The sequence below is a fragment of the Tardiphaga sp. 215_C5_N2_1 genome, from assembly GCF_052076055.1.
GTDB classification, from domain to species: Bacteria; Pseudomonadota; Alphaproteobacteria; order Rhizobiales; family Xanthobacteraceae; genus Tardiphaga; species Tardiphaga robiniae.
This window is the reverse complement of the sequence record NZ_CP197240.1, coordinates 138,191-157,689: the sequence shown is the minus strand read 5'-3', so window position 1 is coordinate 157,689 and position 19,499 is coordinate 138,191. Positions and strand designations below refer to the sequence as shown.

The following is a 19,499-nucleotide window of genomic DNA, read 5'->3' as shown; positions in this document are numbered from 1 at the left end:
TGAATTGCCGCCGGTTTCTAGGGCGACGGGTGCCGCGAGACAAGCCCGCGACGGTGATTTTACGCTGCGCGTCGGGCTCATAGCTCCACCAGCACCGGATACAGGGAGGCCAGCAGCAGCAGCCCCATGACGATATTGAACGCCCTGACCGCGCCAGGCGATTTTACCAGCGATTGCAGCGAGGTGCCGCACAGCACCCAGGTGACGCAGGAGACGAACCCGAGCAGCAGCGACAGGGCGACCTGCAGCAGGATGTTCCAGGGATAGTTCGCAATCGCCGCATAGGCGGTGATGGTGCCGATCACCATCACCCAGCCCTTGACGTTGACCCATTGAAACAGCGCTGCGCCGAAAAACGTCATCGGCCGGCGCCGTTCGGCGTCACCCGGGTTGGGTGGACCGGACATCCCGATCGCAAAAGCGAGATAAACGAGATACGCCGCGCCGGCATATTTCAGGATGGTGTGCAGCACCGGATAGGAGGTGAAGACCGCCCCCAATCCGAGGCCCGTGACGGCGACCATGAAGGCAAAACCGACGGTGACGCCGAAGACATGCGGCAGCGTACGACGAAAGCCGAAATTGAGCCCCGACGCGAGCAGCATGATGTTGTTCGGGCCGGGCGTGAAGAACATCACGATGGCGAACACGATGAAGGCGAACAGGAGTTGCTGCGACATGACCTCAGACCACCTCGACAAGCGTGGGTGGGCGCTTCGACAGCAGCATCACGGCAATGCCGCAGACAACGACGATCATACCGGCGAGCCGCAGTGATCCAAACTGTTCGCCGAATGTGACGCTCGACGCAGCCGCCCCGATGAAGGGCACCAGCAGCGCGAACGGCACGACCTGCGCCGCGGAATAGTCTCGCAGCAGCCGGCCCCAGATCCAGTAGCCCAGCGTGGTGCCGACCAGCGCGAGGAACAGCACACAGGCGAAGGCCTTCAGCGAGACATGCGTGAGCGATTGCCACGTCGTGCTCGCGCCATCGACGGCGAACAGCACGACCAGCAGCGGCAGCAAAGCGACAAGGCTGATCCAGGCGAACAGGTCGAGCATCGGCACGCACTGCGCGCGGCGCAGCAGCAGATTGGAAAAGGCAAAGCTCACCGGCGCCGTCATCAGCACCATGAAGGGGAACACGCTGAAGTCATAGCCGACCGTGAAACAGATCATCAGCAGCCCGCCCATGGCGATGGCGATACCCGCGACCTGCTGCCGGGTCGGCAATTCGCGCAGGAACAGCGCTGCAGCCCCCACCGTGAACAGCGCCTGGCTCTGCACGATCACCGAGGTCAACCCCGCCGGCACGCCATGCGCCATGCCATAGGTCTGCGCCAGGAATTGCGCCACCAGCAGCCAGCTTGTCGCGACGATCAGCAGCCATGACAGTTTCGGCTTCGGCAGGAACAGGCACGGCAGCGCCGTGATGCCGAAGCGCAGCGTGGTGAGCAGCGTCGACGACATTTCGTCGACCGCCATCCGGGTCAGCACGAAGCCGACGCCCCAGATCACGGCCACTGCGACGGCCAACGCGATGTCGAGAGGTTTCATGACTGCGATGCGCGGAGGCTACATCCCCTCCGGTCCGCGGCTGATGGCGGCAACGCCGGTGCGCGAGATCTCGACGAGGCCAAGCGGCCGCATCAGGTCGATGAACTGGTTGATCTTGCCGGTGTTGCCGGTGATCTCGAACACGAAGCTCTCGATGGTGGCGTCGATGACGCGCGCGCGGAACGCTTCGGCGAGGCGTAGCGCCTCGACGCGATGCTCGCCGGTGCCGCGCAGCTTGACCATGGCAAGCTCACGCTCGATGGAGCGGCCGGTCAGCGTCATGTCAACGACGCGATGCACCGGGATCATGCGATCGAGCTGATGCTTGATCTGCGTGATCACCATCGGCGTGCCCGTGGTAACGATGGTGATGCGCGAGACGTGCTTGTGGCTCTCGGTCTCCGACACCGTGAGACTTTCGATGTTGTAACCGCGGCCCGAAAAAAGCCCGATGACGCGCGCGAGCACGCCCGGCTCATTGGCAACGAGCACCGTCAGCGTATGCGTCTCGTTGGGATCGTGACGCTCTTCCATGAAATAGGCGGAGGCAGGCTGTTCCATTGTCGTTCCCTGTCGAAGTCTCGTTTGGCTTTCGCCACGATGTTACATCCCTCATGGTGAGGAGCGCGGCTTCGCGCGTCTCGAACCATGAGCTTGGACACTCATCCTTCGAGACGCCGCACAAGAGTGCGGCTCCTCAGGATGAGGGCCTGTGTTATCTGCATCACACCAGCGCCTTGCCGCCCGCGAAGGCCGCCGCGGTGGCTTCATCATTGGCTTCCAGCGGCAGCAGCATTTCGTTATGCGCCTTGCCGGACGGGATCATCGGGAAGCAATTCTCCAGCGCCGCGACGCGGCAGTCGAACAGCACCGGCTTCTTCACCTTGATCATTTCCTGCAGTGCGCCGTCGAGATCGCCGGGCTTGCTGCACAGGAAGCCGACACCGCCATAGGCCTCAGCAAGCTTGACGAAATCGGGCAGCGCTTCCGAATAGGAATGGGACAGCCGGTTGCCATGCAGCAGCTGCTGCCACTGGCGCACCATGCCCATATACTGGTTGTTGAGGATGAAGATCTTGATCGGCAATTCGTGCTGAACCGCCGCCGACATTTCCTGCATCGTCATCTGCACCGAGGCATCGCCGCCGATATCGATGACCAGCGAGTCCGGATGCGCGACCTGCACGCCGAGCGCCGCCGGCAGGCCGTAGCCCATGGTGCCCAAACCACCGGACGTCATCCAGCGATGCGGCTCTTCGAAGCCGAAGAACTGCGCCGCCCACATCTGATGCTGGCCGACTTCGGTGGTGATGTAGGTGTCGTGACCGCGCGTCGCCTCGAACAGACGCTGGATCGCGAATTGCGGCAGGATCACATCGTTATTCGTCTTATAGGCCAGCGAATTGCGCGCGCGCCAGGTGGCGATGGTCTTCCACCAGTCCTTGGTGTCCGGCTTCTTCGCCTCGGATTTGAACACCTGCAGGATGTCGCCGAGCACATTGCCGCAATCGCCGATGATCGGGATATCGACACGGATGTTCTTGTTGATCGACGACGGATCGATGTCGATATGGATCTTCTTCGAATTCGGCGAGAACGCGTCCGTACGTCCGGTGATGCGGTCGTCGAAGCGCGCGCCGACGCACAGCATGACGTCGCAGTCATGCATTGCCATGTTGGCTTCGTAGGTGCCGTGCATGCCCAGCATGCCCAGCCAGTTCGGGCCGGATGCCGGATAGGCACCGAGGCCCATCAGCGTCGAGGTGATCGGGAAACCGGTGACTTCGACCAGCTCGCGCAGCAGCTTCGAGGCCGCGAGACCCGAATTGATGACGCCGCCGCCGGAATAGATGATCGGCTTCTTGGCACCCGCCAGCAGCGACACCGCCTTGCGGATCGCATTGGCATCACCCTTTACGCGCGGCGAATAGGAGATATGGACGTCCGACTTGCGCGGCGGATGATAGGTGCCGGTGGCGAACTGCACATCCTTCGGCACGTCGACGACGACCGGGCCCGGACGGCCGGTGGTCGCAACATAGAAGGCTTCATGCAGCACCTTGGCGAGATCGTTGACGTCACGGACCAGCCAGTTGTGCTTGGTGCAGGGCCGTGTGATGCCGACGGTGTCGCATTCCTGGAACGCGTCGTTACCAATGAGATGCGTCGGGACCTGTCCGGTGATGCAGACCAGCGGGATCGAATCCATCAGCGCGTCGGCCAGCGGCGTCACCATGTTGGTGGCGCCCGGACCGGACGTCACCAGCACGACGCCCGGCAGTCCGGTGGAGCGCGCATAGCCTTCGGCGGCATGGCCGGCGCCCTGCTCGTGGCGGACCAGAATGTGCTCGACCTCGGACTGCTGGTAGATCTCGTCATAGATCGGCAGCACCGCACCGCCGGGATAGCCGAAGATGTGCTTGACGCCATGATCAGCAAGCGCGCGCACGATCATCGCGGCGCCGGTCATCTGATTGGGATCGTGAGGCTTGCTGTCGCTCATGGTTCGCTCCGGATGCGCTCTGCGGCGCGGCTTGGTCTGGATGGTCGCTGGGTTCGGAAAGCTTGAAGTTCAGACAATAAAAAAGGGCCCGTTCAGGACCCTGTGCACACCGCTCGGTTCGTGGGTAGCCGTCAGCTACCCCCGGCGGTGCGCCAGGGTACCACGATAATAAGGAGATTTGTAACTTTGTTGCGCACAGGAACGGTCCGACTTTTCATAACTTGCGCGGAACATAGCCAGCAAACCGGGGATGTCAAGGGAAGTTGCTGTGATCGCGCTGATTTTGGAGCCTAGCCGGGTCTTTGGCATTCGGCGAGCGGAAAAAACGGGCGGGCAGATATGCGTGCCGACGTACGGGTCACCCGCCCCCTCCATCGTCATGCCCGGCGAATGCCGGGTATCCACACCTTTGGCCGCAAGCGAAGACATGGATGGCCGGGACATCTAGCGAAGCTCGCTTCGCTAGATGTCCCGGCCATGACGGAGTGTTGGTTTGCAGGCCTAAGCCGCCTTCACCAGAGGCGTCGCACGTTCGATCCGCGCCAGTTCCTGCGGCGAGTTCATCGCCTCCCACAAATCGCCGCGGCGCTGCACGTTCAGCCAGAAGTCCGGGCTGTTGCCGAAGACGCGTGCGAGAATGAGCGCGGTCGCCGCGGTCACGTTACGGCGATCGTTGCACAACTCGTTCACATGCTTGCGCTGGACACCCATCGCCTTTGCCAATGTCCCTTGTGTCAGGCCAAGCGGCTGCATGAATTCCTCGACCAGGATTTCACCGACAGTGGCCGGCTTGCGTTTGGTCATCAGCATGAGTCACCTCATCGATAGCTGTGATCGTCGAGATAAAGATCCGACGCTTCGCCGCGGCCGCTATCCCAGCGGAAGATCAGCCGCCACTGGTTGTTGACGCGGATCGAGTGCAAGCCGCCAAGTTTGCCGCGCAGCTTTTCGAAATGATTGCTCGGCGGTACGCGCAGATCCTGATCGGTGGTCGCATCGTCGATCATCTGAAGCTTGCGAAACAGCCGGCTTTCAAGGTCCGCCGGAATGTTGCGAGAATGGACGTCGTCCACGAAGAAGGCCCGCAACCAATCATCGCGAAACCCGACGATCATTCAGAGCCTCCCAGATGAGCCATTGTACCACCCTATGGGTCAACTGACAAGAGCTCTGGCCAAGCTCGTCCCCGCCTCCTCCACCGTCATCCACGCGAACTCCGGCAGTTGATGCCGAAACCACGTGAACTGCCGCTTGGCGTAGTGGCGCGTATCCGCCTGCCCGATCTCCGCGGCCTCCTCGCGCGAGATCTCGCCGCGGATATGCCGGATCAGTGCGGGCACGCCATGGGCCTTCATCGCCGGCAACAGCGGATCGAGACCGCGCGCCGCGAGGGCAGCGACTTCGTCCAGCGCGCCCTCGTCCAGCATGCGCCCGAACCGCGCATCGATCCGCGCATAAAGCTCGTCGCGCTCGGGCGCCAGAAACAGCGCGGTCACGCCCTCCGGCGGCAGCAGCGGCGGCAGGCCCTCGCTGTGCCAGTCGGTCAGCGAACGTCCCGTCGCCTCCACGACTTCCAGCGCGCGGGCGATGCGCGTGCGGTCGCGCAGATTGAGCCGCGCTGCGGAGACCGGATCAACCAAAGCGAGCTGCGCATGCAGCGCCTCCGGCCCATCCCTTTCCAGACGCGCGCGGACATCGTCGCGCACCTCGGCGGCGACGGGCGGTACGGCCGAGAGCCCGCGCGTCAGCGCCTTGAAGTATAGTCCGGAGCCGCCGATGAAGATCGGCAGTTTGCCTTGCGTCCGCACCTCGGCAAGCACCCGCGCCGCCTCCTCGACCCAGGCGCCGGCGGAGAAATTCACCGCGGCATCGACCGTGCCATAGAGCCGGTGCGGCGCCTGCACTTCTTCCTCGACTGTCGGCCGCGCCGTCAGCACGCGCAGGTCGCGATAGACCTGCATGCTGTCGGTATTGATGACCACGCCGTCCCGCGCGCGCGCCACGGCCAGCGCCAGCGCCGACTTGCCGCTGGCGGTCGGCCCTGCGATAAGCAGCGCTCTGTTGTCCGGACTGGAACTCACGTCATGTCTCTCGTTGCGACCCTGATCTGCAACCCCGCCAATCCCGCTCTCGATAGCACGGTGGTCGACGGTCTGCGCGCACTTCTGCCGGGCGACACCGAGGCGCACTGGCTGAGCGACGGCGTCGCCGCAGATATCCTGTTTGCCAGCGACCACAACATCCTCGCGCTCGGCGACCGCCTCCGCGCAGCCCGCGGCGACATGCCGATCGACGTTGTCGTGCAGCCTGTCAGCGACCGGCGCAAGAAGCTTTTTCTCGCCGACATGGATTCCACCATGATCGGCCAGGAATGTATCGACGAGCTCGCTGACTTCGCCGGCCTCAAGGCTCATGTGGCTGCGATTACCGAACGGGCCATGCGCGGCGAGATCGAATTCGAGCCGGCACTGCGCGAACGCGTGGCGCTGCTGAAAGACCTGAAAGTCGGCGTGGTCGATGAGGTGCTGGCCTCGCGCATCACGCTGACGCCGGGCGGCCGCGAGCTGGTGCAGACCATGCGCGCCAATGGCGCCTATACCTGCCTCGTCTCCGGCGGCTTCACGCTGTTCACAGCCAAGGTCGCCGAACTCGTCGGCTTCCAGGAAAACCGCGCCAACGTGTTGCATGTCGCTGATGGCAAGCTGACAGGCACCGTCGCCGAGCCCATCCTCGGCAAGGCCGCGAAACTCGCAACGCTGGTCGAGCTGCGCGAGTCCTTCGATCTCGACAATCTCGACACCATGGCCGTCGGCGACGGCGCCAACGATCTGGCGATGATCCAGGATGCAGGCCTCGGCGTCGCCTATCACGCCAAGCCGGCCGTGGCTGCATCGGCAGCAGCCCGGATCGACCACGGCGATCTCACCGCGCTACTGTATGCGCAGGGCTACAAGCGCAGCACGTTTGTGACCGCGTAGGCACGGCCAAAGTCTAAACGTAAATTGAACCACTGCGGCAGCCGCAGCGTCAAACGACCGGTCTTCAGTTACGAAAGCACCGGTCATCATGCCGCCGTTGGATTTATCGGGTCTCGTTCCGCTCTTCGCTTTGATTTGGATTCTCGTGCCCCTAATGGAATGCGTGCGGACGTTCCTGGCCGACAGGCCGCTTTCCGCACGCCAACTTCTCCATACCGGCTGGCGAAGCATCTATGCGGGCGCATGGCTGACGATGTTTCTCGTTCTCCAGCAAGCTTACAGGCAGCAGGCAATATCGCTTCGCACGCTGGTTCTGCTGCTACTTGCGACATTCGCGGTGCTGCTGACCGCCGACTGGTTGATCAAACAGCGCTATCCCGAGAAGGAACCGGTCACTGAGCCGCCCGCCTAAAAATAAGATTCCCGGAGTGTTCATCCCATGACGAGATTCCCCGCCACTCCAGTTGGAATGGCGGGGAATCTCGACGTGTTCTGGTGGCTTCAGCCGCAAACTCTAATTGTCGTCGCCCGACTTGATCGGGCGCCCCAGTAAACGCAGGCCATCGTGACGAAGCGCAACGCCGGCGTTTACTGGGCTCCCCGCTTTCGTGAGGGCAACAGGCCGACGCCAAACATTTTTTCCTATCTTCCGTTGACAACATCCCCATCAGGTTTATATTCCCCTTCGTCCTGCCCCACCGAGAGGGGCGATCGCGATCGTCACGTTCGCGGGGTGGGATGCGGTGGACGCCGGAGATGCGGCGTTACGCGGTTCACGGGGGACGTCTGTCTTCGGGCAGGACGGATCTGCGCCAGCACTGCCACTGGCAAGGAGACGGCCGACCTTGAGATGGAAAGAGCCCTGGACAGTGTGACGGACGACCAAATCGAAACGCGTCCGGCCAAGAGCTTGAGGCTACCCTGTCCCTCCGCCCTGGGACACTAATTTTGGTGATGGGACCGTTCGCCAAGGCAGATGTGCAGGCAACCGAAAAAAACACCGCAGGCGGAACGTCGGGCAATCGCTCGGCGCCTCCGAAAGTCCTGATGCACTCTCAATTGCGGAAGACCGCATCGCATCAGGCCCAAGGGTGCAACGGGCACCCGGCGTTCCGCACGCCCTCTCACAGGGGTGGGAATGCAAGCGACGACGGCGCCCCCGCGCCGCAAACAATGGGGGCGATGACGCATGTCTGAAGGGTAGTGGCTGTTTGACAGTTGAATCTGAAATAACGTGACACGCGAACGCCAAAACCAAACGCCGTCATGCCCGGCGCATGCCGGGTATCCACGTCTTGGCGACAAAGCAAGGCGTGGATGGCCGGAACAAGTCCGGCCATGACGTTTGGAGAGAACAGGGGCCCCCTCTCCGCTCGCTACGATCGGAGGAGGGAGAAGAAAGAGCCACCGTTACTCCTCAGCGTGCAACCTTACTGCACGCTCAGCGCCACAAAGCGCAGCTCGCCTTCGGCATTCGACACCAGCAGCAGCACCGACTTCTTGCCGTCCTTCTTCAAGGCATCGACGCGCTTCTTGACGTCGGCGGCGTTGGTGACCGCTTCCTGCGCGACCTCGACGATGACGTCGCCGGCGGCCAGGCGCTTCTCGGCGGCGTCGGAGCCGGCATCGACGCCGGTCACGATGACGCCCTTCACGCTGTCCTTGATCTTGTACTTGGTGCGCAGATCCTTGCTGAGACCGGTGAGGTCGAGGCCCAGCGCCTTCTGCGTCGCCGGCTTCTCGGCTTCCGGCGTGGCCTTGATCGAGGCCTGCACCGGCTTGTCATCCTCAAGACGGCCGAGGGTGACCTGCTTGGTCTCCTCCTTGCCCTTGCGGATGATCAGCACATTGACCGCCTTGCCGACGGCGGTGCCGGCAACGATGCGCGACAGGTCCTTCGGCTCCTTGACGTCACGGCCATCGAACTTGATCACCACATCGCCGGGCTCGAGGCCGGCAGGCTTGGCCGGGCCCTTGTCGTCGACGCCGGCGATCAGTGCGCCGCGCGCCGGCTTGATGTTCAGGCTCTCGGCAATCTCGTCCGTCACCGGCTGGATGCGTACGCCGAGCCAGCCGCGACGGACTTCCTTGTATTCGCGCAGCTGCTCGATGACGCCGACCACGGTCTTCGACGGCACGGCGAAGCCGAGGCCGATGGAGCCGCCGGTGGGCGAGATGATCAGCGTGTTCACGCCGACCACTTCGCCCTCGAGGTTGAACAGCGGGCCGCCCGAATTACCGCGATTGATCGAGGCGTCGGTCTGGATGTAGCTGTCATAGGGGCTGTTGTTGCTGATCTCGCGGTTACGCGCCGAGACGATGCCCGCAGTGACGCTGCCGCCGAGCGAGAACGGATTGCCGATCGCGATCACCCATTCGCCGAGCCGCAGTTTCTCGCTATCGCCGAACTTCACGGCGACCACAGGCTTCACCGGGGTAAACTTCAGCACTGCCAGATCGGTCTTCTTGTCGACGCCGACCAGCTCGGCCTTGATCTTGGTGCCGTCATTCATGATGACGGTGATCTCGTCGGCACCATCGATGACATGGTTGTTCGTGACCACGACGCCCGAGGTGTCGATGATGAAACCGGAGCCCAGCGAATTGGTCTTGCGCGGCTGCAGGCCGCCATTCTTGTCGCCGCCGGGGCGGCCGCCGCGGTTCTTGAAGAAGTCGTCGAAGAACTCCTCGAACGGCGAGCCTGGCGGCAGTTGCGGCATCGCCCCGCGGCCACCGCCCTCCCCCTTGTCGCTGTTCTTCGCCTCGACGGTCGAGGTGGTCGAGATATTGACCACGGAATCGATCACCTTCTCGGCGACGTCGGCGATGCCATCCGGTCCGCGGGCCGAGGCCGGCGCGGAAAACGTGGCGACCGCGGCGCCAAAACAAAGCGCCGTCAGCAGCGGACGCAGGCCGCTATACGGTGCACGGCGCGAAACGGAGCTCAGAGAGGGATGAGCGAAGGACATGTCGGAAACGTCTCCAAAAGAGAGTCGGCAAATTTGGCTGAGAGTGCGCCCGAACGGCGACATCGCGCAAGCCTTCGCGCGGGCCATCCGGCTGGCCCATCTGGGACGTGGATTGCGGCGGAATGCGGACGTAAACGTGCACGATCGCGTTGATCCGGAAGAGCTTTTTCGGACGCCCGGAGAGATTATGAGCCGCCGCTAGCGCCGGATCGCCCAGATCAGAATCAGGCCGCCGACGGCCGAGACCAGACCGGCGATGCGCAGGATGTTGTCAGGGCTTTGCAGCGCGCTCTTCATCGCGCGGCGCATCCATCCGGGAAATGCCAGGAACAGGATGCCTTCGAATACGAACAGGATTCCGATGCCGATGAGGAAGTCGGCAAACGCTATGGACCTCATCCGACTTCAACTCCCGAACGTTCGCACCCTGGCCGCAGTTTTCTTGGCAGTTTTCTTGGCGCTTTTCTGAAAACAAATGAGGCGCGCCACGATGGCGCGCCTCATCCTTTAGATCAGAGTGGCAGCGAACGCAAAACAGGTATCCGCGTAAGCTTAACCAGTGACGCCGTTACTGCGGCTTTGCTGCGGGGGGCTTGCCCGACGGATTGGCGAAGAAGCGGAAGAACTCCGAATCCGGCCGCAGCAGGAAGCGGGTGTCGTTGCTCTTCAACCCGTTCTCGTAAGCCGTCATCGAGCGATAGAACGCGAAGAACTCCGGATCCTGGCCGTAGGATTCGGCGAACAGACGGTTGCGCTCGCCGTCACCGGCACCGCGGGTCTGTTCAGCGGTCGAGTTGGCATCGGCGATGATCACCGTTGCTTCACGATCGGCCTTGGAGCGAATCTCCTGCGCCTTCTGGCCACCGCCGGCGCGGAATTCAGCAGCTTCCCGCTGACGCTCGGTCTGCATCCGCTGATACACCGCCTGGCTGTTCGCCTCCGGCAGATCGGCGCGGCGGATACGAACGTCCACGACGGAGATACCGTAACCGTCGGCTTCCTTGTCGAGCTGCTCGCGGATCTTGTTCATCAGGTTCTCGCGCTCGTCGCGCACGATCTGGATGAAGGTGACCTCGCCGAGCACACGGCGCATGGCCGCGTTGAGCAGCGTGGTGAGCTGGATGTTCGCCGCCTGGATCGACCCGATGCTCTGGTAGAAGCGCAACGCGTTCTTGATCTTGTAGCGAGCGAAGGCATCGACCACCAGACGACGCTGGTCGTTGGCAATGATTTCCTGAGCCGGGTTTTCCAGATCGAGGATACGCTTGTCGATCGAGATCACGCTGTCGATGAACGGGATCTTGAAGTTCAGACCGGGTTCGGTGACCACGCGGACGGGCTCGCCGAGTCGGACCACGAGGGCCTGTTCAGTCTGGCGCACCGTATAGATCGAGCCGAAGCCCACGATGACCAGCACCAGCACTACAATCAGTGCAACGATACCTGAGATGCCGGTTTTCATCGGGTGCTCCCGCTCTGCTGAGGCTGACCAGATGGCGCCGGAGGCTGACGCCGCGGCGTCAGTTCATTCAAGGGAAGGTAAGGCACGACGCCTTGCGAAGCACCGGCGCCCTGGCCGCCGTCATAGACCAGCTTCTCGGCACCGCCGAAGATCCGCTCCATGGTTTCGAGATAGATACGCTGACGGGTTACGTCAGGCGCCTTTTTGTACTCGTCGTAGACCTTCAGGAAGCGCGCGCTCTGGCCCTTGGCTTCGGCGATCGCCTGTTCGCGATAGCCTTCGGCGACCTGCAGGATCTGCGCGGCGCGACCGCGCGCATCTGGCACAACGCGGTTGGTATAGGTCTGGGCTTCGTTCTGCAGACGCTGCGCGTCGGCCTGTGCCGCCTGCACGTCACGGAATGCGTCGATCACCTGTGCCGGCGGATCGACCTTCTGCAGCTGGACCTGCTGGATCAGGACGCCGGCGCTATAGCCGTCGAGCGTCTTCTGCATCAGTTCCTGCACCTGGGTTTCGGTGGTGGTGCGTGCGCCGGTGAGGATCGGCTGAATGTTGGCGCGGCCAACCACTTCACGCATCACGCTTTCGGCGACCGCTTTCACGGTGCCTTCGGGGTTCTGGATGTTGAACAGGAAGTTGCCGACACCGTCGGGCTTGATACGCCACAGCACGGTGAAGTCGACATCGACGATGTTCTCGTCGCCGGTCAGCATCAGGCTTTCTTCCGGCACATCGCGGATAGTGCGGCCACGGCGACCGGTATCTTCCAGGATCGACATGCCGACCGACAAGGTCGATACGCGCAGCGCCTTCGGCAACAGCACGGTCTCGATCGGATAAGGCAGATGATAGTTCAGGCCGGGCTGCACGGTGCGGACATGCTTGCCAAACCGGAGGACAACACCGAGCTCTTCGGACTGCACGCGGAAGAAACCGGACAGACCCCAGATCACCAGCGCCACGGCGAGCACGAGCGCGATGCCCATGCCGCTGACGAAGCCGCCGGGCAACATCGACTGCAGGCGGTCCTGCCCCTTGCGCAGCAGATCCTCAAGATCAGGCGGCCTCGGTCCGGACGATTGCGGACCAGAACCCCAGGGTCCCTTCGGACCAGAGCCCCATGGGCCTCCGCCTTGATTCTTCCACGGCATTCAACACTCTCCTCTGCGCGGCCGGACATACCGGTCTCGCCACGTCTGCATGGCTTTATAGGGGACGACCCCAGCTCTTACAACGCGGGGTTCTTGATCGCTGGAGCTATGCCTGAGGCCGCGAAAGTCAATGTTAACGGGCGGAAAACGCGGTTAACGGGGCGCTCTCCGGCAATATGTCACATAGGAGAAATCGACGCTGTCCTCGCCCGCCGCGGCATTTCTGACGCGCGCCACTTCTTCCCACACAGTGAGATCGACCGGCGGCATAAAGGTATCGCCGGTCGGCTGCGCGTGAACTTCGGTCACTTCGAGACGGTCGGCGATCCCCATCCATTGGGCATAAATCTCGGCGCCGCCGATCACGGCAATCTCAGTGACCAAACGCCGCAGCGCATCGCCAGTCGCCACCGCGCGCGCATCGGCAAGCGACGTGGTGACTACGGCCCCCGCGGCCTGATAGTCGGCATTGCGCGTGATGACGATATTGGTGCGGCCCGGCAGCGGTCGCTTCGGAAACGACTCGAACGTCTTGCGCCCCATCACGATCGGCTTGCCGATGGTCAGCGCCTTGAGCCGCTGCATGTCCGACTTCAGCCGCCATGGCATAGCGTTGCCCTGCCCGATCACGCCGTTCTCGGCTACGGCGTAGATGAGGACGATCTGAGGAACGGGTGTCGTTGTGGTCAAACCGCAACCTCGGCCTTGATGTGCGGATGCGGATCGTAGCCTTCGAGGGTGAAGTCCTCATAGCGGAACGCGAAGATGTCCTTCACATCCGGATTGATCTTCATGACCGGCAGCGTACGTGTCGGCCGCGTCAGTTGCAGCCGCGCCTGCTCCAGATGGTTGGAATAGAGATGCGCATCGCCGAGCGTATGGATGAAGTCACCAGCCTTGAGGCCCGTGACCTGCGCGATCATCATCGTCAGCAGCGCGTAGGACGCGATGTTGAAGGGCACGCCAAGGAAAACGTCCGCAGAGCGCTGATAGAGCTGGCACGACAGCTTGCCGTTGGCGACGTAGAACTGGAACAGGCAATGGCACGGCGGCAGCGCCATCTTGTCGATCTCGGCGGGATTCCACGCCGTCACGATCAGCCGGCGCGAGTCCGGATTGCGCTTGATCATGTCGACCACATTGGCGATCTGGTCGATGCTGCGTCCGTCCGCCGTAGGCCACGAGCGCCACTGCGATCCATAGACCGGACCGAGATCGCCATTGGCGTCTGCCCATTCATCCCAGATCGAGACGCCGTGGTCCTTGAGATATTTGATATTGGTATCGCCTGCCAAAAACCACAGCAGCTCGTGGATGATCGCCTTCAGCGAAAGCTTCTTGGTGGTCAGCACGGGGAAACCATCACTGAGCTTGAAGCGCATCTGATGGCCGAACACCGACAGCGTGCCTGTGCCGGTGCGGTCGTGCTTCTCGGCACCGTCGCTCAGGATTCGCTCTAGCAGGTCGTGATACTGGTTCATGGTCGATCTTGCGGGCTTGTGAGCGGGCGAACTTATCGCCTCGTCCGGTGGTCGGACACGCCGATTCCCGGATTATACCCGAAAAAGTGTGTCCCTGCCCCGCAAACGGCAAGGGCTGGATCCGTGAGGACCCAGCCCTTGAAATCAATTGGTTAGCCGGTTCCCGATCACATTGCGGGCTTGAGCACCGCCGACCACTTCTCGACTTCGCTCTTCACCAGCGAACCGAGCGCAGCCTGGGTGCGGGCTTCCGGCTTCGGAATGTCCGAACCGAGATCGAGCAGACGCTTCTTGACGTTTTCGTCGTCGAGCGCCTTGGCGGCCGCGGCGTTCAGCTTGGCAGTGATCGCGGCAGGCGTGCCCTTGGGCGCGAAGATCGCGTTCCAGGCCGAGGCCTGATACTTCGGCAGCCCGGCTTCGGTGGTGGTCGGGACGTCCGGCAGCGACGGGTTACGATCGGGCGTCGCAATGGCATAGGCCTTGATAGTGCCGCCCTTGATCTGCGGAACCGCGTTGACGATCTGGTCGCACATATAATCGACCTGACCACCGACCAGCGCGTTCATCGCCGGACCGGTGCCATTGAACGGCACACCGGTCGGCTTGATATCCAGAACCGAGCTCAGCAATTCGCAGGACGAATACGACACAGAACCGACGCCGGCATGGGCCATGTTCAACTTGTCGCTGTTGGCCTTCACATAGGTGACGAATTCCTTGAGATCCTTCGGCGCGAAATCCTTCTTCGCCAGGATCAGAATTGGCGTGCCGGCCAGCAGCGCGACGGGCTCGAAATCCTTCTCGGGGTGATAAGCGAGCTTCGGATACAGCGGCACGGCCGCAGCATGGGTGCCCATGTGGCCGGTGATGATCGTGTAGCCGTCATTGGCCGCGCGCGCTGCACGCGTCGCGCCGGTCGTGCCACCAGCGCCGACGACGTTCTCGATGATGATCTGCTGGCCCAGCGTCTTCGACATATCGGCAGCGACGATGCGCGCGATGACGTCGGTGGGGCCACCGGCCGCGAACGGCACGATCATGGTGATGTTGCGCGTCGGGTATTCCTGCGCCTGAACAGTGGTTGCCAGTGCGCCGAAGCCGGCGACGGCCGCCAGGCCACTGATCGCAACTCTGCGATTGAACAGCTTCATTTGGTTTCCTCCGAAAATGTTTTTGCCGCGAAAATAACGACAGTCGCGGGACTGAATACAAGCAAAGGCCCGAAGTCTATTCGACTTCGGGCCGTGGCGTAACGACGCAGATGCGTTGAGAGATTCGTCAGCTCTCGGATTCGACGAAGACTTCGTCGCGCTTCTTTCGCAGTGCGGGAAGCACAGCGAGGATCAGCAGGAACGCCGAGATTGCCATCAGGGTGGCCGACAACGGACGGGTGAAAAACACAGTCGCATCGCCGCGCGAGATCAACAGCGCACGACGCAGGTTCTCTTCCATCAGCGGACCAAGCACCATGCCGAGCAGCAGCGGCGCCGGTTCGAAGTCATGCTTGATCAGCCAGTAGCCGAGCAAACCGAACACGCCTGCGAGCACCACGTCCATCGGTGCGTTGTTCACCGAATAGATACCGATGCTGCAGAACACCACGATCGACGGGAACATCAGGCGATACGGCACACGAAGCAGCCGAACCCAGATGCCGACCATCGGCAGGTTGATGACGAGCAGCATCAGGTTTCCGATCCACATCGAGGCGATCATGCCCCAGACGAGTTCCGGCTGCTTCTGCATCACCTGCGGGCCCGGCACGATGCCATGGATGGTCATCGCGCCGACCATCAGCGCCATCACCGCATTCGGCGGAATACCGAGGGTGAGCAGCGGGATGAACGAGGTTTGCGCTGCAGCGTTGTTGGCGCTTTCCGGCGCCGCAACGCCTTCGATCGCTCCACGGCCGAAACGCTTCGGATCCTTCGACAGCTTCTTCTCAAGCGTATAGGCCGCGAAGGATGCGATAACCGCGCCGCCGCCCGGCAGAATGCCGAGAATGGAGCCGAGCACGGTGCCGCGCAGAATTGCAGGTGCAGAGTCCTTCAAATCCTTCTTGGTCGGCATCAGGCCCGTGACCTTCTGCTGCACGAGCTGGCGATCTTCCTCGCCGCCCGCATCCAGGTTGCGGATGATTTCCGCAAAGCCGAACAGGCCCATGGCGACCGTGGCAAAGCCCAGGCCATCAGCGAGTTCAGGGATGTTGAACGACATGCGCGACGCGCCGGTTTCGATGTCGGAACCAACCATGGACAGCAGCAGACCGAATACGATCATCGCGATCGCCTTCAGCACCGAGCCCTTGGCAAGCACCACGGCGAAGATCAGGCCGAGCACCATCAGCGAGAAGTATTCTGCCGGACCGAACGCAAGCGCGAGCTTGGTCAGCGGCGCGCCGAGCACAGCGATAAGGACCGTCGCAACGCAACCCGCAAAGAACGAGCCGATTGCTGCAATCGCGAGCGCCGGACCGGCACGGCCCTGCTTCGCCATCTGGAAGCCGTCGAGCGCAGTTACGACCGAACCTGCTTCACCCGGAATATTGACCAGGATCGACGTGGTCGAACCGCCATATTGCGCACCGTAATAGATGCCGGCGAGCATGATCAGCGCGCCGACCGGCGGCAGACCGAACGTGATCGGCAGCAACATCGCCACGGTGGCAATGGTACCGATGCCCGGCAGAACGCCGACCAGCGTACCGACCAGCGCGCCGATCAGACAGAGCAGAATATTGATCGGAAGCGGGATCGACATTCCGCCGAGGAACGCCGGCGTCCACTGCACGAACTGGAAGACGGTGCTGAAGCCAAGACCGAGATTCGAAAAAAGATCACCCATGACGCCCTCGTTCTTAGCGGATCAGAAATGTCGGCCACATCTGCAACGGCAGACCAAGCGCATACGGGAACAGCAAGGCGCAGAAGCCCGTGAGGCAGGCGCCAACGATGATCGTTTCTTTCCAGCGCGTCTCGGGCGTGCCGAGCGCAGCAATCAGAAAACTCGACATCGCCGCGAAGATCATGCCCATCGGACGAATGCCGACCGCGAAAACCAGAATGGCCAGCGCCACAAAAAACGGACCGCGCCAGTGGAACTTGGAGAGCCCGGGGCCCTCTGTGAAAATGCCGACAACGGTTACGGCTGCACCAAGACCCAGCAGCAGAATGCCGAACATCCGCGGCGCGGTACCTGCTCCGAACGAAAAGCCATGCATGCCCTGCAGATCGCTGGATGCCCACAGAGCAAATGCAGCAATCGCCACCAAAGCAAGGCCGCCGATAAAGTCTTGAGGGCCTTTGACCCAGCTCGGTAAGATGGATTTCTCCGGCGCATGGCTCGGCGCATCACTCATTGGTACGTTCCCCTGTCACGAGCATTTAGCCCAAACAACATCGTTCGGAGACCGCCCAACGGCTCCGTGGTCAAGCTTGCTAGCGATTTTCGTCAGAGAACGCCAGCGAAACCAAGAAGGCCCCCAGCAACTAACAACCATAGCGGGTTAAGCCGCGTGGCAAACGCCAAAACGGCGGCGCTCCCCGTTACCAGAAACGCCGTCCAGGTGGTGTCAGAAGCGAACAGCAGAACCAACCCGCTCGCGCTCATGAGACCTATCGATAAGGGGACCAGCGCGGCCTGTACGATTCCCGGCCATTGCGCGTGGCCCGACCGCGCCAGCAATTGGCTGACAAAATAAGCAAACACGGCCGTCGGCCCGCACATGGCCAGTGTTGCAACCATCGCGCCCATGATGCCAGCGACCTGATAACCGATCAGCGTCACAATGAGAACATTCGGCCCCGGCGATAGCTGCGAGATCGCAAACACATCCGCGAACTGCTTGTCGGACATCCAGTGGTTGACATCGACCGCGAGCCGATGAATTTCGGGAATGGCCGAATTGGCGCCGCCCACGGCAAAAAGCGACATCAGCCCGAACGACCAGGCCAGCGTGACAAGCGATCCGGGGCTCGCGTCGTTCATACTGCCGCCCGCCGTCGCATCAACATGGTCAGGCCGATACTGACGGGAATCGACACCAGAAGAACGGTCGGCAATGGCCATCGCATCACGCCAACGGCGACGAAAACGGCGATCAGGAGCGTCAGGCTGACCGGCTCACGCTTCTTCAGAAGAGGCAGCATCATTCGGAAAATCACCGCGAACAGCAGTCCAACGGCAGCGCATGAGACGCCGGCCAGCGTGCGCCGCAGCGCTTCGATATCCCCAAAGCGTGCATACAGGATCGCCAGAATGGTCACGATGACCACGGGCGGCCCCAGCAATCCCGCAAAGGCTGCAATGGCGCCAGGCACACCGCGAAACCGCGCCCCGAACACCACCGACAGATTGACGATATTCGGCCCCGGCAAGAAATGGCAAAGTGCGAAAGTCTCATTGAATTCCTCGGGCGTCATCCAGCCGTGCTGCTCGACGATCGCCCGGCGCGCCCAAACCAGAACACCACCGAAACCGGCCAGGGACATCTTTGCAAAGGCAAGGAATAGCGTCAGCAGTCCCGGCGGCGATGCCGACGCGAGTTCCGCAATGGGGGCATCAGCCTGTGGTGAACTTGGACGCATGGTCCAGAACTAGGGCTATCCGCCCATCGGGCCAATCGATTTTTGCCTGTTTCCACGCCAATCGGCGGTTGAAATGACCGCCCGGCTGTATCGCGTCCAATTTGCGTCATATATAGAGGGCGCCAGCTTTTCCGGCTGCTGACCTCGGGTCAAGACCGGGATAGAATAGATAGAACAGTATGTGACGCGAGTCGGCCTCCGGCCTCGCCCTCACTCCATATATGGCCATGACCAAGACAAGCGACGGGACCGACCGATGGCAACCGATCATATTCGATACGATGTGCTGGCGCGCGACGCCCTTCGTGGCGTTCTGCGGCGCGTGCTGATCGACGCTGCCGAGCATGGCCTGCCGGGCGAGCACCACTTCTTTATCACCTTCGTTTCAACGGCCGACGGCGTCAAACTGTCGCCGCGCCTGCTGGCCCAGTATCCAGAGGAAATGACGGTGATCCTGCAGCATCAGTTCTGGGATCTCGTGGTCACCGAAGATCGCTTCGAGGTCGGCCTGTCCTTTAACGGCATCCCCGAGCGCCTGGTCGTGCCGTTCAACGCCATCAAGAGTTTCTACGATCCCTCGGTGCAGTTCGGCCTGCAGTTCGAGACCGAAACCGCTGTAGAGACCCCGGCTGCCGGTGAGTCGTCCGCAGCCACTGCGGCATCTGCTCTCGCCGCCCCTCCGGCTCCGCCCGCGCCTGCTTCAGAGGAAGAACCGCCAAAATCGGGCGAAGGTGCAGAAGTCGTCCGTTTAGACCGCTTCCGGAAAAAATAATCGCAAGACGTTGTAAGGTGCCGGGGCCGCGTTCGCGCGG

21 protein-coding genes are annotated in these 19,499 nt (G+C 62.1%); 3 read left to right on the top strand and 18 right to left on the bottom strand.

Annotated elements, in window-relative coordinates; genetic code table 11:
* Window positions 1-77 precede the first annotated feature (77 nt).
* The 7 genes from AB7828_RS00750 to miaA form a co-directional block, all read right to left on the bottom strand.
* A complete protein-coding gene (locus tag AB7828_RS00750; protein WP_068738457.1) occupies window positions 78-680 on the bottom strand; it encodes a LysE family translocator in 603 nt (200 codons plus the stop codon).
* A gap of 4 nt (window positions 681-684) precedes the next feature.
* Window positions 685-1,557 carry an EamA family transporter gene (locus AB7828_RS00745; RefSeq protein WP_441229101.1) on the bottom strand — a complete coding sequence of 291 codons (873 nt, stop codon included), beginning with the start codon at window positions 1,555-1,557 and terminating at the stop codon, window positions 685-687.
* A gap of 18 nt (window positions 1,558-1,575) precedes the next feature.
* Window positions 1,576-2,118 (bottom strand): acetolactate synthase small subunit, encoded by a 543-nt coding sequence (gene ilvN, locus AB7828_RS00740; protein WP_068738461.1) that lies wholly within the window; start codon window positions 2,116-2,118, stop codon window positions 1,576-1,578.
* Between the two features lie 163 nt (window positions 2,119-2,281).
* Window positions 2,282-4,060: an acetolactate synthase 3 large subunit gene (locus AB7828_RS00735; protein WP_441229100.1), complete on the bottom strand. Its 1,779-nt coding sequence runs from the start codon at window positions 4,058-4,060 to the stop codon at window positions 2,282-2,284.
* A gap of 501 nt (window positions 4,061-4,561) precedes the next feature.
* Complete coding sequence (locus tag AB7828_RS00730; RefSeq protein ID WP_089267874.1) at window positions 4,562-4,870, bottom strand: HigA family addiction module antitoxin; 309 nt, start codon at window positions 4,868-4,870, stop codon at window positions 4,562-4,564.
* A gap of 8 nt (window positions 4,871-4,878) precedes the next feature.
* A complete protein-coding gene (locus AB7828_RS00725; RefSeq protein WP_120290400.1) occupies window positions 4,879-5,175 on the bottom strand; it encodes a type II toxin-antitoxin system RelE/ParE family toxin in 297 nt (98 codons plus the stop codon).
* A gap of 39 nt (window positions 5,176-5,214) precedes the next feature.
* The gene (gene miaA / locus AB7828_RS00720) at window positions 5,215-6,141 is read right to left on the bottom strand and encodes a tRNA (adenosine(37)-N6)-dimethylallyltransferase MiaA (RefSeq protein WP_441229099.1); all 927 of its coding nucleotides are present in this window, start codon (window positions 6,139-6,141) and stop codon (window positions 5,215-5,217) included.
* 3 nt (window positions 6,142-6,144) lie between these two features.
* Here miaA and serB point away from each other — a divergent pair, with 3 nt between their 5' ends.
* On the top strand, window positions 6,145-7,038 hold the full coding sequence (gene serB, locus AB7828_RS00715) for a phosphoserine phosphatase SerB (RefSeq protein WP_093760364.1): 894 nt from the start codon (window positions 6,145-6,147) through the stop codon (window positions 7,036-7,038).
* A gap of 88 nt (window positions 7,039-7,126) precedes the next feature.
* Window positions 7,127-7,450 carry a hypothetical protein gene (locus AB7828_RS00710; RefSeq protein ID WP_139285909.1) on the top strand — a complete coding sequence of 108 codons (324 nt, stop codon included), beginning with the start codon at window positions 7,127-7,129 and terminating at the stop codon, window positions 7,448-7,450.
* A gap of 1,018 nt (window positions 7,451-8,468) precedes the next feature.
* Here the strand turns inward: AB7828_RS00710 and AB7828_RS00705 are convergent.
* From AB7828_RS00705 to AB7828_RS00655, 11 genes are all read right to left on the bottom strand, one after another.
* On the bottom strand, window positions 8,469-10,007 hold the full coding sequence (locus AB7828_RS00705; protein WP_441229098.1) for a Do family serine endopeptidase: 1,539 nt from the start codon (window positions 10,005-10,007) through the stop codon (window positions 8,469-8,471).
* Between the two features lie 198 nt (window positions 10,008-10,205).
* A complete protein-coding gene (locus tag AB7828_RS00700; protein ID WP_068734021.1) occupies window positions 10,206-10,406 on the bottom strand; it encodes a DUF2065 domain-containing protein in 201 nt (66 codons plus the stop codon).
* 169 nt (window positions 10,407-10,575) lie between these two features.
* Complete coding sequence (hflC, locus tag AB7828_RS00695) at window positions 10,576-11,469, bottom strand: protease modulator HflC (protein WP_089268264.1); 894 nt, start codon at window positions 11,467-11,469, stop codon at window positions 10,576-10,578.
* Entirely contained in the window at window positions 11,466-12,620 is a 1,155-nt protein-coding gene (gene hflK / locus AB7828_RS00690; protein WP_089268263.1) for an FtsH protease activity modulator HflK, read from the bottom strand. The genes hflC and hflK overlap by 4 nt, the downstream gene beginning before the upstream one ends.
* A 153-nt stretch (window positions 12,621-12,773) precedes the next feature.
* The gene (locus tag AB7828_RS00685; RefSeq protein ID WP_441229097.1) at window positions 12,774-13,310 is read right to left on the bottom strand and encodes a dihydrofolate reductase; all 537 of its coding nucleotides are present in this window, start codon (window positions 13,308-13,310) and stop codon (window positions 12,774-12,776) included.
* Window positions 13,307-14,101: a thymidylate synthase gene (locus AB7828_RS00680; protein ID WP_441229096.1), complete on the bottom strand. Its 795-nt coding sequence runs from the start codon at window positions 14,099-14,101 to the stop codon at window positions 13,307-13,309. Before AB7828_RS00680 ends, AB7828_RS00685 begins: the two co-directional genes overlap by 4 nt.
* A gap of 167 nt (window positions 14,102-14,268) precedes the next feature.
* Window positions 14,269-15,252, bottom strand: a complete 984-nt coding sequence (locus AB7828_RS00675; protein ID WP_439076449.1) for a tripartite tricarboxylate transporter substrate-binding protein — start codon at window positions 15,250-15,252, stop codon at window positions 14,269-14,271.
* A gap of 127 nt (window positions 15,253-15,379) precedes the next feature.
* Window positions 15,380-16,945 carry a tripartite tricarboxylate transporter permease gene (locus AB7828_RS00670; protein WP_170849787.1) on the bottom strand — a complete coding sequence of 522 codons (1,566 nt, stop codon included), beginning with the start codon at window positions 16,943-16,945 and terminating at the stop codon, window positions 15,380-15,382.
* A gap of 13 nt (window positions 16,946-16,958) precedes the next feature.
* A complete protein-coding gene (locus tag AB7828_RS00665) occupies window positions 16,959-17,459 on the bottom strand; it encodes a tripartite tricarboxylate transporter TctB family protein (protein ID WP_089268259.1) in 501 nt (166 codons plus the stop codon).
* Window positions 17,460-17,551: 92 nt separating this feature from the next.
* Window positions 17,552-18,088: a chromate transporter gene (locus AB7828_RS00660; RefSeq protein ID WP_439079897.1), complete on the bottom strand. Its 537-nt coding sequence runs from the start codon at window positions 18,086-18,088 to the stop codon at window positions 17,552-17,554.
* Complete coding sequence (locus tag AB7828_RS00655; protein WP_439076448.1) at window positions 18,085-18,687, bottom strand: chromate transporter; 603 nt, start codon at window positions 18,685-18,687, stop codon at window positions 18,085-18,087. Before AB7828_RS00655 ends, AB7828_RS00660 begins: the two co-directional genes overlap by 4 nt.
* Before the next feature lie 256 nt (window positions 18,688-18,943).
* On the opposite strand from AB7828_RS00655, the gene AB7828_RS00650 reads away from it, so the two are divergent.
* Window positions 18,944-19,459, top strand: coding sequence for an SspB family protein (locus AB7828_RS00650; RefSeq protein WP_184514730.1), 516 nt, complete (start codon window positions 18,944-18,946; stop codon window positions 19,457-19,459).
* Window positions 19,460-19,499: the final 40 nt, after the last annotated feature.

Coding starts and splice junctions, on each gene's coding strand:
- AB7828_RS00705 (WP_441229098.1), bottom strand. CDS start 10,007: ATGTCCTTCGCTCATCCCTCTCTGAGCTCCGTTTCGCGCCGTGCACCG.
- AB7828_RS00675 (WP_439076449.1), bottom strand. CDS start 15,252: ATGAAGCTGTTCAATCGCAGAGTTGCGATCAGTGGCCTGGCGGCCGTC.
- AB7828_RS00750 (WP_068738457.1), bottom strand. CDS start 680: ATGTCGCAGCAACTCCTGTTCGCCTTCATCGTGTTCGCCATCGTGATG.
- AB7828_RS00730 (WP_089267874.1), bottom strand. CDS start 4,870: ATGCTGATGACCAAACGCAAGCCGGCCACTGTCGGTGAAATCCTGGTC.
- AB7828_RS00735 (WP_441229100.1), bottom strand. CDS start 4,060: ATGAGCGACAGCAAGCCTCACGATCCCAATCAGATGACCGGCGCCGCG.
- AB7828_RS00660 (WP_439079897.1), bottom strand. CDS start 18,088: ATGAACGACGCGAGCCCCGGATCGCTTGTCACGCTGGCCTGGTCGTTC.
- AB7828_RS00655 (WP_439076448.1), bottom strand. CDS start 18,687: ATGCGTCCAAGTTCACCACAGGCTGATGCCCCCATTGCGGAACTCGCG.
- serB (WP_093760364.1), top strand. CDS start 6,145: ATGTCTCTCGTTGCGACCCTGATCTGCAACCCCGCCAATCCCGCTCTC.
- AB7828_RS00725 (WP_120290400.1), bottom strand. CDS start 5,175: ATGATCGTCGGGTTTCGCGATGATTGGTTGCGGGCCTTCTTCGTGGAC.
- AB7828_RS00680 (WP_441229096.1), bottom strand. CDS start 14,101: ATGAACCAGTATCACGACCTGCTAGAGCGAATCCTGAGCGACGGTGCC.
- hflK (WP_089268263.1), bottom strand. CDS start 12,620: ATGCCGTGGAAGAATCAAGGCGGAGGCCCATGGGGCTCTGGTCCGAAG.
- AB7828_RS00670 (WP_170849787.1), bottom strand. CDS start 16,945: ATGGGTGATCTTTTTTCGAATCTCGGTCTTGGCTTCAGCACCGTCTTC.
- ilvN (WP_068738461.1), bottom strand. CDS start 2,118: ATGGAACAGCCTGCCTCCGCCTATTTCATGGAAGAGCGTCACGATCCC.
- AB7828_RS00665 (WP_089268259.1), bottom strand. CDS start 17,459: ATGAGTGATGCGCCGAGCCATGCGCCGGAGAAATCCATCTTACCGAGC.
- AB7828_RS00710 (WP_139285909.1), top strand. CDS start 7,127: ATGCCGCCGTTGGATTTATCGGGTCTCGTTCCGCTCTTCGCTTTGATT.
- AB7828_RS00650 (WP_184514730.1), top strand. CDS start 18,944: ATGGCAACCGATCATATTCGATACGATGTGCTGGCGCGCGACGCCCTT.
- hflC (WP_089268264.1), bottom strand. CDS start 11,469: ATGAAAACCGGCATCTCAGGTATCGTTGCACTGATTGTAGTGCTGGTG.
- AB7828_RS00745 (WP_441229101.1), bottom strand. CDS start 1,557: ATGAAACCTCTCGACATCGCGTTGGCCGTCGCAGTGGCCGTGATCTGG.
- AB7828_RS00700 (WP_068734021.1), bottom strand. CDS start 10,406: ATGAGGTCCATAGCGTTTGCCGACTTCCTCATCGGCATCGGAATCCTG.